The organism is Corynebacterium sp. HMSC14B06, from assembly GCF_001807075.1.
Classification (GTDB): Bacteria; Actinomycetota; Actinomycetes; order Mycobacteriales; family Mycobacteriaceae; genus Corynebacterium; species Corynebacterium jeikeium_D.
In genome coordinates, this window is the sequence record NZ_KV787358.1 from 20662 (window position 1) to 32590 (window position 11929).

Sequence of the window (11929 nt, forward strand, 5' to 3'; positions counted from 1 at the left end):
CAGTTTACAAATTGATCGAGTAGGGCCAATCTGTGCCGCGACCTGCACTAACAGGACAGGTCGCGGCACTTTTTCGTCGTTAAGCGGGAACGTGCGTGTCGTAGTACCCTTCGCGGCGCTTGACCCACGCGATGACGGCGTAGGTGATTGGCATGACTACGATCTCGACGGCGGTCTTCCAGATGAAACCGACGATGACGTAGTTGACGAAGGTGCCCCAGGTATCGATGCCGATCGCGGTGGCGGCGATGGAGCAGAAGATGAGCGTATCGACGAACTCGCCAACCACAGTCGAGCCCATCAGGCGCGCCCAGAGAGCCTTTTCGCCAGTGCGCTTCTTAATGGCGTTGAGTGACCAGGCGTTGAGCAGCTGACCGACGACATAACCGGCCAGACCTGCGAGAACAAGCTGCGGGACGGTGCCCAGGACGGTGGCGAATGCTTCCTGGTTTTCGTACCACGGAGCCGCCGGGAGCTTGATGGCGGCAAAGAAGCAGAGCATTGCGCCGGCGAGGGTGGCGAAACCGGTCCACACGGTGCGGCGGGTGGCTTTGTAGCCATAGCACTCGGAAAGCACGTCGCCGATGACGTAGCTCAAGGGGAAGAGGAAGAAGGCACCGTCTGTGGCCAGGCCGAAGATTTCCACGCCCTTGGTGGCGGTGATGTTGGAGACAATCAGCACGCCGATGAAAATGGCCGTGAACATCGGGTACAGCGATTTCGGTACCGGGATGTGGCGTGGCGTGGTTGCTGTGGATTCAAACTTAGTTGCGTTCTCGGGCGCGTGCGAGGTGCTCACAGCGGCAGCCTCGGCGTTGCCCGGCCCAGACTTGGGCAGGTTTTCGTTATTTGTCACGGGAGGGAATGTTACCTGCCGCTCAGGGCTCCAAGCGAGTGCCGATGAAGTCTTCGAGGCCGACTCTGCCTCTCATCCTCTAACTCCTGTGGGTTTGAGTCCGCAGGAGTTAGAGGATGAGCGGGTTTAATTATTTGTTTTCTTAGCTCCACGCTTACTGCGCATTCCGTTAACAATAAATGTAAAACAGCTTACAATCAGGCTGGCAAGAGCGATTAAGCAGTAGAGCAGCGCGCGATCTGTCTTTGCCGTAATAGCTGCTGTACTCATAACGGCAGTCTGGTTAGCTAGTTTGCTCAATGTGTACATCCCATTTGCGATGCCCAGGAGACAGAGGAGGCTCACGACTAGTCCGATAATGGAAATCGATGCTAGCCAATTTACGCGCAAACGTGATGACATTGTTCTCCTCTAAAAGATCCGCTTACAAAAAGTCACGCATACATTAACCCTTGATTTTATTGAGAGGTCATGAATGCCTTTCGAGTAATAGATGAATTTCCTCCAAGATGATTTGAATTATTCAACCGGAGATCTTTCCCCAAGATTTCAACTATCATCTTGGGGTCTCGCTAACATATTCCTGTGACCAGTTCCCAACGGTTGACTAATTCCACTTTACCCACCGGCCGCTACGCCCCTTCGCCGACCGGTCGGCTGCACCTGGGAAACCTGCGCACCGCGGTTCTCGCCTGGGCGCACGCCCGCGCGCAGGGCGGTCGCTTCATCGTGCGTATCGAAGATATCGACCGCCAGCGCTCCCGCCCCGAGTATGAGGCGCAGCAGCTCGCCGATCTCGAGGCCATCGGCATAGACTGGGATGGCGCCCCGGTCCGCCAGTCAGAACGCTCTGACCTGTATGAATCCGCGCTCGCCGACCTCACGCAACGCGGCCTGACTTATCCCTGCTTCTGCACGCGCCGTGAAATCCTCGCCGCCTCCTCCGCGCCGCATGGCGTGCCAGGGCAGTATCCCGGCACGTGCCGTTCGCTTGACGACGAGCACCTCTCCGCGAAAAAGGCCGAATTTGCGGCGGCGGGGAGAAGGCCGTCGATACGCCTGAAATCGCAGGTGAGTGAGGGGGCCGCGACCGATGAGCTGTATGGCGAGATTGCCGCTCCGATCGATGACTTTGTCCTCCAGCGTGCCGATGGCATGTGGGCCTACAACCTGGCGGTCGTCGTCGATGATGCCGAGCAGGGTGTCACCGAGGTTGTGCGTGGCGATGACCTGATGTCCTCGGCCCCGCGGCAGGCGTACTTAGCCGGATTGCTCGGTCACACCGCACCTTCGTTCGTGCACGTTCCGCTGGTGGTGAACTCTGAAGGGCGGCGACTGTCCAAGCGCGATGGCGACGTGACTCTCGGCGAGGTGTCGGTGGATGCAGCGCAGCGGTGGATTCTGGATTCGCTGAGCGGTGGCGGTGATGCTAGCGATGGCGGCGGGAGCGTAGAGCTCGACTCCATCGCTGACCTCCCGGAAGCCCTGCGTGCGGGTCTGGAAATTCCTCGCGAACAGGTGATTTTCTAGGGGCTGCCGAGAACTACGGCTAGTACATACGTTAGGGGCAAGAGTGCGAATGCAACTAGTGCCGCCACGATTGTCAAACCGTTTGCCCGGGCCTTCAGTGCTGCAAGAAAGCTAACCAGGCCGAATCCGAAGACTCCGACGGCGAGGGGGATTGTCCAGGCATCGGAGAGCGCAGTGCTGACGAAAAACAGTCCAATGTAGCAGGTCAAGGCTAAGAGAAGTGCAGCAACTGCAAAATTGCGGGAGCGGTTCATGATATGGGTCTTAGGATTCCGCTAGAGGATCTTTGCCACCTAATTTCATTTCGAAGCGTTTGTAATCCTCGAGGGATGCGAAGTGGCGAGAATAGATGTCGATGTCTGTATCGACGCGACCGTAAAGAGCGGGGGCGACATCGACGATGTGGCGCAACGTGACAGATCCTCCCGAGTGGGAAGGATCTTCTGCGGCTAATTCATTTTCGTGGGCTAATGCTTCGACCTGCGCGTATGCGGCGCTATCAGAATCGGCAAAGACAATGTATAAGTCCTCACGGAAGAAGCTCTCATTCGCCGAGGTTGAATCTCTTTGCTTTGTTAACTCAAAAACTGCAATTCCGATGTATGGTTCCATCTATTTTTCCGTTCTTCGATTGCCCCCTAGTTCAGTACGAATTTGAGGCTTTCTTACTGGACGCCACGTTTACTCGAATTGATAAACATTGGATTGTTGCTGAAACCTGCGCTTACCCTATCACTGCCGATACCCTCGGGACATGCCTACTCTTCTAGTCGTCCACCATTCCCCGACCCCGCTCCTGCAGGAGGTCTTAAGTCACGCGCTCGAGGGCGCCAACGATCCCGCGCTAGAGGGCGTGGATGTCAAGGTTGTCGAGGCTCTCGACGCCACCATTGACGACCTGACCAGCGCCGACGCCATCCTGCTCGGTACCTCCGCCAACTTCGGCTACATCTCCGGCGCGCTCAAGCACTTCTTCGACACCACCTTCCGGGAGGCACAGGAAGTTACCAAGGGGCTGCCATTTTCCTACTGGATCCGCGGCGGCTTCGACACCACCGGCGCGGAAAACGCCATGAAAACCATCACGACCGGCTACAAGTGGGAGCTTGCGGCCGAACCCGTCGTGTTCGTCGGTTCGCTTGACGACGACATCTCCGACCGCCTGGTAAATCTCGGTGGCACCATGGCTGCCCAAATTTTGGGCTGATTGAAGATTTAGTGTCGAGGCCGTGAAATAATGGCCGGGTGAATGATTCAGGGGCACAAGGGTCGCAAGTGACGTCATCAAGCGAGAAAAACCGCAAGCCCATGATGAGTCTGCTGGGGCCTGCTTTTGTGGCAGCGATTGCCTACGTGGACCCCGGAAATGTGGCTGCGAACCTGTCCGCGGGCGCGAGCTACGGGTATCTGCTGCTGTGGGTGTTGGTGGTGTCCAACCTCATGGCGATGGTTGTGCAGTACCTGTCGGCGAAGTACGGCCTGGTGACGGGGCGGTCGCTGACCGAAGGTGTCGCCGACCGCTTCGGTTCGAACCGGCCGGGGCGGCTGGCGTACTGGGTGCAGGCCGAGATTGTGGCGGCAGCGACGGATGTGGCGGAAATTATTGGTGGCGCCACGGCGCTGTACCTGCTCTTTGGGACGCCGATGCTGCTTGGCGGTGTCATTGTTGGCGTGGTCTCGCTGGGGCTGTTGTTGCTTCAGGGTGGGCGTTCGCAACGCACTTTTGAGGGCGTGATTGTGGCGTTCCTGCTGGTCATTACGGTGGGGTTCCTGGCCGGGCTGTTTGTCACGGGCCTGAGTCTCGGGGAGATGGCCAGCGGAATTCTGCCGCGCTTCCAAGGCGCGCACACCGTGGTGCTGGCGGCATCCATGCTGGGTGCGACCGTGATGCCGCATGCGGTCTACCTGCACTCCGGGCTGGTGCGCGACCGCGAGTACAAGGTGGAAGATGACTCCTCGCTGCGCCAGCACCTGCGGGCCACGCGCCTCGATGTCTTCGGTGCCCTCGTGCTGGCTGGGTCGGTGAATATCGGCATGCTGTGTCTGGCGGCCGAAGCACTTCCGGGAGTGGAGGGGACTGACTCCATCGAAGGTGCCCACGCTGCCGTGACCAGCGTGCTTGGCCCCGTGGTGGGCGTGCTCTTCGGCGTTGGGTTGTTGGCCTCCGGGCTGGCGTCGTCCTCTGTCGGTTGCTACGCCGGTGACCTGATTATGCGCGACCTGCTGAAGGTGCACGTGCCGTTGCTGGTGCGCCGAATAGTCACCATCATTCCGGCGCTGCTCATTATCGCCAGCGGCGTGGAGCCGACGTGGGCGCTGGTGCTCAGTCAGGTGGTGCTGTCGATTGGCATCCCGTTTGCGCTGGTCCCGCTGGTGCGCATGACCTCCTCGCGTGCCGAGATGGGCATCTGGGCCAACACCCCACTACTGCGCCGGGTCGCGTGGGTTATCTGCGGGCTCATCATCGCGCTCAACGTGGCGCTGGTGGTCCTGGTGCTGATGGGGAAGGGGTAGTCAGCGGGCGAGGTGGAAGGCGGTAGCTTTCGGGAGTGGAAGGTGGGGGCTTCGTCGTAAAGCGTGCGGGAGATGGTAGACAAAGCTGTCTAGTTGGTGTTAGGGTGGGCGGCGCGATCACAAGATATCGACGAGAAATGGCCTTTGACAGCGTCGATAGGCAACCGCCCGATTCGCGGACCCGGTGCCCCAAAGGAAGATCAGCCCCACAGACCGCCTGCGGGGAAGAGCGAATAGGAGCGCCAAATGCACACCACAATAAGCGACGTCCACATCATCCACCTCAGCCGTCACACCGCTGACCTTCTCGTCGACGGCCGACCCGTCGCCCTCCGGCTGCAAGAAGCCGACATCGACCCCCACTCCCGGAATCTCGTCCAACTACCCGTCGACCCCGCCTTCTACGCCACCCTCCGCGGCCAACAACGCGCCGACTACCTCAGCGCCCACGTCCGCGACGGCGTGCGCTACGGCCGCATCCTCTGGCACGAGCTTGACGACGGTCGCCACTTCCTCACCATCCCCACCATCGGCGGCTACCACGTGCACCAGGTCTTTGAGGTCCGCCGCAGCCGCGAAGGAGTGTGGAGCCGGCACTGAGCTGCTGGTTTCGTGCGCGTGCCTGGCGTGATGAGCGCGGCGCGGATGCGCGCGGGAACCTCTCCGCCTAGCCTTGGGCTATGCAGGTACGAGACTCCGCAACACCCCCGTTCTGGCCCACCGAAGGCGAAGGCGACTTCTACACCGACGCCGCCGCAGCCGTCGACCGGCTCACCGAAATCCACCGGGCAGGGATGGCCTACCTAGTCGAGCAGTACACCGCCGCCACCGAAGGAAATTCCGGGAGTGGGCCGGTGCGCGCCTACTACCCCGAACTACGCTTCACCGTCCCGGCCGGCAGCGCCGTCGAGGATGTCGACCCCTCCCTGTCACACGGCTTCGTCGACCGTCCGGGAGTGTATGCCACCACCATCACCCGCCCGGTGATGTTCCGCACCTACCTCATCGAGCAAATTACCGACCTGCTCGCCAACCACGGCGGCGAAGTCGAGGTGCGCGTCTCCGACCAGCCCATCCCACTCCGGATGTGCCGCGGATTCGACGCGGCCGCCGAGGAAGCGGCGGGGAGGGAAGGGGCGTCGGCAAGCATGCTGGCGGCAGTGGAGAAGACGTTTACCCCCATCGACTCCGCCAGCATCGACGACACCATCGCCGACGGCGAAGCCGACTACCTGGGCCTGCTCATCAAACCCTTGAGCCTCTTTACCGCCCAGCGCATCGACCTCGCCCTCCAGCGCCTCGAGCACTACACCGGGTCGCACGCCGCAAACATCCAGCGCTTCGTGCTATTTACCAACTACCAGCTGCACACGGACGTGTTCCTCGAATACGCCGCCACCCTCACTCCCGGAAATCCGCACGGGTACACGGCGCTGGCGTGCCCGGGTGGGCAGCGCTACGACATCGGCGCCATCCCCACTCCCGGAGTTTGCCGTCAGCACGCGCACGCCTCGCAGATGCCGGCGTACCACTTGCTCCGCGACGACCAATGCGGCATCACCATCATCGACATCGGCGTCGGCCCCTCGAATGCCAAAACCATCACCGACTGCCTCGCCGTCACGCGCCCGCACTGCTGGATGATGGTCGGACACTGCGCCGGTCTCGACGGCCGCATGCGCATCGGCGACATGATTCTCGCCAACGGCTACGACCGCGCCGACGGAGTCCTCGACAACTACGTGCCCCTGGAAAAACCCATCCCGCCAATTGCGGAAATCCAGCTCGCCGTCACCAACGCGCTCGCCCGCGTCTCCGGACTTACCGGCGATGAGCTGAAAAAGCGCCTGCGCACCGGCACCGTGCTGTCGACCTCCGACCGCAACTGGGAGTGGCGCTCCCAGGCCGACCTCTACCGAGAGCTGCAGAAATCCACCGCCATCGGCGTCGAAATGGAATCCGCCACCATCGCTGCCAACGGCTACCGCTTCCGGGTGCCCTACGGCGCGCTGCTCAGCGTCTCCGACATGCCGCTGCACGACAAACCCAAACTCCCGAAATCCGCCCGCGAGTTCTACCAGTCCTCCAAGGAAGAGCACCTCATGGCCGCCGTGCGCGCGTGCGAGGACATGGCCGCGGCTCCCGACACCCTCCACTCCCGGAAGTTACGTCGGCCGGTGGGAGAGGTCGCGTTCCGGTAGGGCACTTTCGGGAGTGCGTCGTCAAGCCCGTTTGTGCAGATTGTGCATGCTTTACGACGGCTGTGGACAACGCCAAAAAGCGATTGAAGCCGCCCACTCCCGGAAACTAGCCTTAGCCCCATGACGACATTGGGACTGCTCAGCGCGCTGGCGACACGGGGGATTGACGTGCTCGCCGACCTGCGCGCCGCACTCCCGGAAAAATCCACCGGGCACCGGGAGTTGGCAGCCAGCATCGGCTTCGACCCCTTCCGCCTCAAGCGCCTGCTGCGCTGTGCCGAGCGGCTGTTCGGCACGGTCGAGGGCGATATGGATGTCGAATCCCGCGACAAAGCCGTCGCGATCGCCCGGGAGCTGAAGCTGTCGCTGGACACGGTCATGCAGATCGACAAGCGCTCCGGGCAGCTCAACAATGTCGAAATCCGGGAGTACTACCGCCTGGACTTCACCCGCGCCGCCGCGGCCTACGACTTCGAGGGCCTCGACACCTACATGCGCACCAAGGTCAAGGAGCTCAACCGCACCGACGAGCCGCCGCAGCACCTGCGCGCCCACGTCTCCCGGAATCCGGACATCCGTGGGATGAAGCATCTGCAGGTCACCGGTCCGGCGAACATGATTGACGACCTGGTCGCGCCGCTGACCGTGCGCGCAGCCGAAATCGCCAAGGCGCACGAGGATTACACCCGGGATCGGTGTGTCGGTCAGGCGCTGGCAGAACGCCTGGCGCACGGGTCGGAGGGGTCGCTTGACGACGTCGATAAGCTCCGTTACCAGCCCGCGCTCATCGTCACCGCGCAAGACATCGTGGAGTACAGCCCGCGGTTTGCGGCGACCTCCAACGGCTCCGTCCTCACTCCCGGGCAATTCGTCGAGGCATTGCTCGCGGAAACCGGCTGGGTGCTGGTCTACGACGAGCACAACACGCCGACCGACCTACTCCCGATGCACAACCCGCGCCTGGCGACGGAGGAACAGCGCATCGCGATGATCCTCGACAATCCCATCTGCGCGTGGCCCGGGTGCCCGCGCCCCGCCCACGCCGGGCAGGCCCATCACCTGGTCGCCAGGAAAAACGGCGGCGCCACGACCATGGAAAACATGGTCATGACCTGCAAAGAACACAACGCCGCCAACGACGACGACAGACAAGGCCTCAACGGGCACCTCGAGCGTGACGACGGTTCCGGTGCGGTATACCGTCACCCGCCGTCTCCGCACGCGCCGCCCGAATTCAACCTTGCCTTCCCGACGGCTCTCGCTGGGCGGGCCTACTCGGGCTACCGTCAGCGCGAATAGCTTTACAGATATACCCGTAGGGGGTATATGTTGGGGTATGGCTAATCAAACTTTTACTGTTACTGGCATGACATGCGGGCACTGCGAGGCATCGGTGCGGGAGGAAGTCTCTGAACTCCCGGGAATCACGGATGTCCAGGTTGACCGCTCCCGAGATTTCCTCTCCGTGACTTCGGAGCCAGACATCGACACCGCTGCCGTAATCGCAGCAGTGGATGAAGCTGGCTACAAGGCGGTCGCAAACTAACCCCCAAAAAAGAGGAAAGTAGATGTCCGAGCAGCAACTTCTCACCCTTGATATCCCCGTCGGCGGGATGACGTGTGCGTCGTGCGCAACCCGTATTCAACGCAAGCTGAACAAACTTGATGGAGTTAACGCGAGCGTGAACTATGCGACCGAGAAGGCGCATGTGGAGGCGCCGGCGGACATCAACCCGCAGCAACTCATCGACACGATCGTGGCGGCGGGTTACACCGCTGAGCTTCCGAGGGAAGAGACCGCAGAGGAACCGGGAGCTGCTCCCGAAGAAAAAGACCGGGAGCTGCAGGACCTGCGCAATCGCGTCGTCGGCGCTGTCATCCTCACGGTTCCCGTCATCGCGATGTCGATGATTCCTGCCCTCCAATTCACTAATTGGCAGTGGCTGTGCCTCACGCTCTCGGCGCCGGTCTTTGTGTGGGCCGGCTGGCCGTTCCATCGCGCGACGCTGAAGAACCTGCGTCATGGTGAAGTCACCATGGACACGCTGATTACCATGGGTACGACCGCCTCGTTCCTCTGGAGCGTCTGGGCGTTGTTCTTCGGGCGCGCCGGGCTGCCGGGGCTTAAGCACGAGTTCCACTTAACGGTCACTCCCGGCGATGCTGATATGAACATCTACCTCGAGGCGATGGCCGGCATCATCATGTTTGTGCTGCTCGGTCGTTATTTCGAGAAGCGTTCTAAGCGCAATGCTGGTCAGGCGCTCCGGGAGTTGATGAAGCTCGGCGCCAAGGAGGTCTCCGTTCTCGAAAGTTCGGGAGTGGAGAAGAGGCTGCCCGTGGAGCAGCTCCGCCCGGGAGTGGTGTTCGTCGTTAGGCCTGGTGAGAAGATCGCGACGGATGGCGTTGTCGTGGAGGGCGCGTCGGCGGTGGATGCGTCGATGCTGACCGGCGAGCCGATGCCTGTCGAGGTCGGCCCTGGCGATGAGGTGACGGGGGCGACGATTAACACGTCTGGGCGGTTGCTCGTGCGGGCGACGCGCGTGGGCTCGGAGACGCAGTTGGCGCAGATGGCGGCGATGGTCGAGGCGGCGCAGACGGGCAAGGCACCGGTGCAGCGGCTAGCGGACCGGGTTTCGGGAGTGTTCGTGCCCGCCGTCATCGCGATCGCCGCGGTCACGCTCGGTGCGTGGTTGCTCACGGGGCACGGCGCGAGTGAGGCGGTCACGGCCGCGGTCGCCGTGCTCATCATCGCGTGCCCGTGTGCGCTTGGCTTAGCGACGCCCACAGCGCTCCTGGTCGGCACGAGTGAAGGTGCCAAGGCGGGTGTGTTGCTGCGCGGCCCGGAGGTGCTGGAGTCGGCGCGGAAGGTCGACACGGTTGTGCTGGATAAGACCGGCACGGTGACTACGGGTGTGATGGAGGTGACGGAGGTCCCTCCCACTCCCGAAAATCTGCTGCCACTTGCCGCTTCGGTGGAAGCGGCGTCGCACCACCCGATTGCGCAGGCGATTGTGCGCGCGGCGGATCCGGATTCTCTACTCCCGGTTTCTGATTTCCGGGATATTCCGGGAGTGGGGGTTGAGGGCACCGTAGACGGCCACCGCATCGAGGTCGGCCGCTCCGGGGAAAATTCCGGGAGTGGGGGGACGGTGGTTGCGGTGCGCCGCGACGGCGAGCTCCTGGGCACGTTGGAGGTGTCGGATTCGGTGAAGCCGACGTCGGCGGCTGCGGTCGCGAAATTCCGGGAGTGGGGGGTGCGGCCGATTCTGCTGACCGGCGACGCCGCCGGCCCGGCGTTTCGGGTCGCAGATGAGGTCGGTATTGCTCGCGAGGATGTGATTTCGGGAGTGATGCCGGAGGATAAGGTCGCGACGATTGAGAAGTTGCAGGCTGGCGGCGCGTGTGTGGCGATGGTCGGCGATGGCATCAATGATGCTGCGGCTCTTGCGCAGGCGGATTTGGGCATGGCGATGGGCACGGGCACCGATGTGGCGATGGAGGCTGCGGATATCACGCTGGTGCGTGGCGATTTGTTGGCGGCTGCGGATGCGCTGCGGTTGTCACGCCGGACGCTCCGCACGATTCGTTCGAATCTTTTTTGGGCGTTTTTCTACAACGTTTTGGCAATTCCCGTCGCCGCGCTGGGGTTGCTGAATCCGATGTTGGCTGGCGCTGCGATGGCGTTTTCGTCGGTTTTTGTGGTCGGCAACAGTCTGCGTCTGCGCGGTTTTTCTCCGAGTCAACCAGATAGTTAAAAAGGAGTAATTCATGAGTGAGTCTTGTTGTTCGTCGCAATCGCATTCGCTTGACGACGATTCTTGCTGCCATGACACCACTGATCCCGGTTATCTCGTGGAGAAGCGGCGTTATGAATCCCGTATCCGTCGCATTGAGGGGCAGGTTCGTGGCATTGGTCGGATGATTGAGAACGAAGAGTACTGTATCGATGTTTTGACCCAGATTTCGGCGGTGAATTCGGCGTTGAAGTCGTTGGCGTTAACTCTTCTGGATGCTCACCTCCATCACTGTGTGGTGCATGCGGCTGAGGGCGGCCCGGAGGAGTTGGACGCCAAGCTGGAGGAGGCCTCGGCGGCGATTGCTCGGCTGGCTAAGTAACTCCCGGAAAAATTCCGGGAGTGGGGGCGAAACAGCAGTCGGCAGCCGGCAGCCGGCAACCGGCAACCGGAGTTGGTTGCTGTTGGTGGCACCGGTTGCGCGGAAGTGTCGCTTAAATGCCTCGTTTTCCCAGGTAGGGGGCGCGTTTTGGGAAAATGAGGTTTGTTGGGTAGTCTTTAACGACGTTGGAGGATTCGACTAGCGGCCTATGTCACACGCCTGGAACGCGTGCGGGAGTCACATCCCTCGTGGGTTCAAATCCCACATCCTCCGCAGAGTGAAAACCCCCGGTTTACGCCGGGGGTTTTCTTGTATTTATGCAGGTGAGTGGATTTGCAGTATATGCCGGGGGCTGCGGGGAGGCGGGGAACTGTCATGAATGCTGTCATGAATGCTGTCACGAAACTGGTGACGAATCCGTGGTGGCAGCGCGCTGATTAGTGTGGCAGTTCTTCGCTGAACGGTGCGGCGAGCACTAGCAGTGTGACTTTTTGCGTGGGCCTGTAGTAGGCTGTCTTCACGGATCCCATGTGGCGTCCATCTCGTGAACTCCCCCAGGGCAGGAATGCAGCAAGGGTCAGCGAGCTCTGACGGGTGCGTGGGGTCCCCTTTTTTTATCCCCGGCGTTCTTCTGGCACTTATGGCTAGGTTTCGGGCACTTGTCGGCGGTTTCCTGTGACCTATCGATGTTTTTTCGGCACTTATCCCC

General features: G+C 61.4%; 13 protein-coding genes, 1 tRNA gene, 1 other RNA gene and 1 riboswitch. Of the genes, 11 read left to right on the top strand and 4 right to left on the bottom strand.

Annotated elements, in window-relative coordinates:
• Positions 1–79 precede the first annotated feature (79 nt).
• Both HMPREF3130_RS01840 and HMPREF3130_RS11020 read right to left on the bottom strand, forming a co-directional pair.
• Positions 80–856: a queuosine precursor transporter gene (locus HMPREF3130_RS01840; RefSeq protein WP_070429210.1), complete on the bottom strand. Its 777-nt coding sequence runs from the start codon at positions 854–856 to the stop codon at positions 80–82.
• Positions 857–982: 126 nt separating this feature from the next.
• Complete coding sequence (locus tag HMPREF3130_RS11020) at positions 983–1126, bottom strand: hypothetical protein (RefSeq protein ID WP_224783815.1); 144 nt, start codon at positions 1124–1126, stop codon at positions 983–985.
• A 315-nt stretch (positions 1127–1441) separates the two neighbouring features.
• Between HMPREF3130_RS11020 and gluQRS the strand changes: the two genes are divergently transcribed.
• Positions 1442–2386: a tRNA glutamyl-Q(34) synthetase GluQRS gene (gene gluQRS, locus HMPREF3130_RS01845; protein ID WP_016421857.1), complete on the top strand. Its 945-nt coding sequence runs from the start codon at positions 1442–1444 to the stop codon at positions 2384–2386.
• Here gluQRS and HMPREF3130_RS01850 read toward each other — a convergent pair.
• Together HMPREF3130_RS01850 and HMPREF3130_RS01855 are read right to left on the bottom strand one after the other, a co-directional pair.
• Positions 2383–2640: a hypothetical protein gene (locus HMPREF3130_RS01850; protein WP_016421858.1), complete on the bottom strand. Its 258-nt coding sequence runs from the start codon at positions 2638–2640 to the stop codon at positions 2383–2385. The genes gluQRS and HMPREF3130_RS01850 overlap by 4 nt on opposite strands.
• Before the next feature lie 10 nt (positions 2641–2650).
• A complete protein-coding gene (locus tag HMPREF3130_RS01855; RefSeq protein ID WP_070429211.1) occupies positions 2651–2998 on the bottom strand; it encodes a DUF4288 domain-containing protein in 348 nt (115 codons plus the stop codon).
• Positions 2999–3140: 142 nt separating this feature from the next.
• On the opposite strand from HMPREF3130_RS01855, the gene HMPREF3130_RS01860 reads away from it, so the two are divergent.
• The 10 genes from HMPREF3130_RS01860 (at position 3141) to ffs (ending at position 11833) form a co-directional block, all read left to right on the top strand.
• Positions 3141–3593 carry a flavodoxin family protein gene (locus tag HMPREF3130_RS01860; protein WP_016421860.1) on the top strand — a complete coding sequence of 151 codons (453 nt, stop codon included), beginning with the start codon at positions 3141–3143 and terminating at the stop codon, positions 3591–3593.
• Between the two features lie 68 nt (positions 3594–3661).
• Positions 3662–4900, top strand: coding sequence for an Nramp family divalent metal transporter (locus HMPREF3130_RS01865; protein ID WP_070429212.1), 1239 nt, complete (start codon positions 3662–3664; stop codon positions 4898–4900).
• Positions 4901–5015: 115 nt separating this feature from the next.
• A riboswitch (SAM riboswitch) is annotated at positions 5016–5136 on the top strand.
• A 10-nt stretch (positions 5137–5146) separates the two neighbouring features.
• Positions 5147–5500, top strand: coding sequence for a hypothetical protein (locus HMPREF3130_RS01870; protein ID WP_070429213.1), 354 nt, complete (start codon positions 5147–5149; stop codon positions 5498–5500).
• Positions 5501–5580: 80 nt separating this feature from the next.
• Positions 5581–7101, top strand: coding sequence for an AMP nucleosidase (locus HMPREF3130_RS01875; RefSeq protein WP_016421863.1), 1521 nt, complete (start codon positions 5581–5583; stop codon positions 7099–7101).
• 120 nt (positions 7102–7221) lie between these two features.
• A complete protein-coding gene (locus HMPREF3130_RS01880; RefSeq protein WP_070429214.1) occupies positions 7222–8400 on the top strand; it encodes an HNH endonuclease signature motif containing protein in 1179 nt (392 codons plus the stop codon).
• A 37-nt stretch (positions 8401–8437) separates the two neighbouring features.
• The gene (locus tag HMPREF3130_RS01885) at positions 8438–8647 is read left to right on the top strand and encodes a heavy-metal-associated domain-containing protein (protein WP_070429215.1); all 210 of its coding nucleotides are present in this window, start codon (positions 8438–8440) and stop codon (positions 8645–8647) included.
• A gap of 22 nt (positions 8648–8669) precedes the next feature.
• On the top strand, positions 8670–10859 hold the full coding sequence (locus tag HMPREF3130_RS01890) for a heavy metal translocating P-type ATPase (protein WP_070429216.1): 2190 nt from the start codon (positions 8670–8672) through the stop codon (positions 10857–10859).
• A 13-nt stretch (positions 10860–10872) separates the two neighbouring features.
• The gene (locus HMPREF3130_RS01895) at positions 10873–11220 is read left to right on the top strand and encodes a metal-sensitive transcriptional regulator (RefSeq protein WP_065421667.1); all 348 of its coding nucleotides are present in this window, start codon (positions 10873–10875) and stop codon (positions 11218–11220) included.
• A 187-nt stretch (positions 11221–11407) separates the two neighbouring features.
• Positions 11408–11493 (top strand) — tRNA-Ser (locus tag HMPREF3130_RS01900).
• A 245-nt stretch (positions 11494–11738) separates the two neighbouring features.
• An RNA gene (gene ffs, locus HMPREF3130_RS01905) (signal recognition particle sRNA small type) lies at positions 11739–11833 on the top strand.
• The last annotated feature ends 96 nt before the right edge of the window (positions 11834–11929 follow it).

Excerpts from the sequence above, each read along its gene's own strand:
- HMPREF3130_RS01875 (WP_016421863.1), top strand. The coding sequence starts at position 5,581 with ATGCAGGTACGAGACTCCGCAACACCCCCGTTCTGGCCCACCGAAGGC.
- HMPREF3130_RS01880 (WP_070429214.1), top strand. The coding sequence starts at position 7,222 with ATGACGACATTGGGACTGCTCAGCGCGCTGGCGACACGGGGGATTGAC.
- HMPREF3130_RS01895 (WP_065421667.1), top strand. The coding sequence starts at position 10,873 with ATGAGTGAGTCTTGTTGTTCGTCGCAATCGCATTCGCTTGACGACGAT.
- HMPREF3130_RS11020 (WP_224783815.1), bottom strand. The coding sequence starts at position 1,126 with ATGAGTACAGCAGCTATTACGGCAAAGACAGATCGCGCGCTGCTCTAC.
- HMPREF3130_RS01860 (WP_016421860.1), top strand. The coding sequence starts at position 3,141 with ATGCCTACTCTTCTAGTCGTCCACCATTCCCCGACCCCGCTCCTGCAG.
- HMPREF3130_RS01885 (WP_070429215.1), top strand. The coding sequence starts at position 8,438 with ATGGCTAATCAAACTTTTACTGTTACTGGCATGACATGCGGGCACTGC.
- HMPREF3130_RS01850 (WP_016421858.1), bottom strand. The coding sequence starts at position 2,640 with ATGAACCGCTCCCGCAATTTTGCAGTTGCTGCACTTCTCTTAGCCTTG.
- HMPREF3130_RS01890 (WP_070429216.1), top strand. The coding sequence starts at position 8,670 with ATGTCCGAGCAGCAACTTCTCACCCTTGATATCCCCGTCGGCGGGATG.
- HMPREF3130_RS01870 (WP_070429213.1), top strand. The coding sequence starts at position 5,147 with ATGCACACCACAATAAGCGACGTCCACATCATCCACCTCAGCCGTCAC.
- HMPREF3130_RS01855 (WP_070429211.1), bottom strand. The coding sequence starts at position 2,998 with ATGGAACCATACATCGGAATTGCAGTTTTTGAGTTAACAAAGCAAAGA.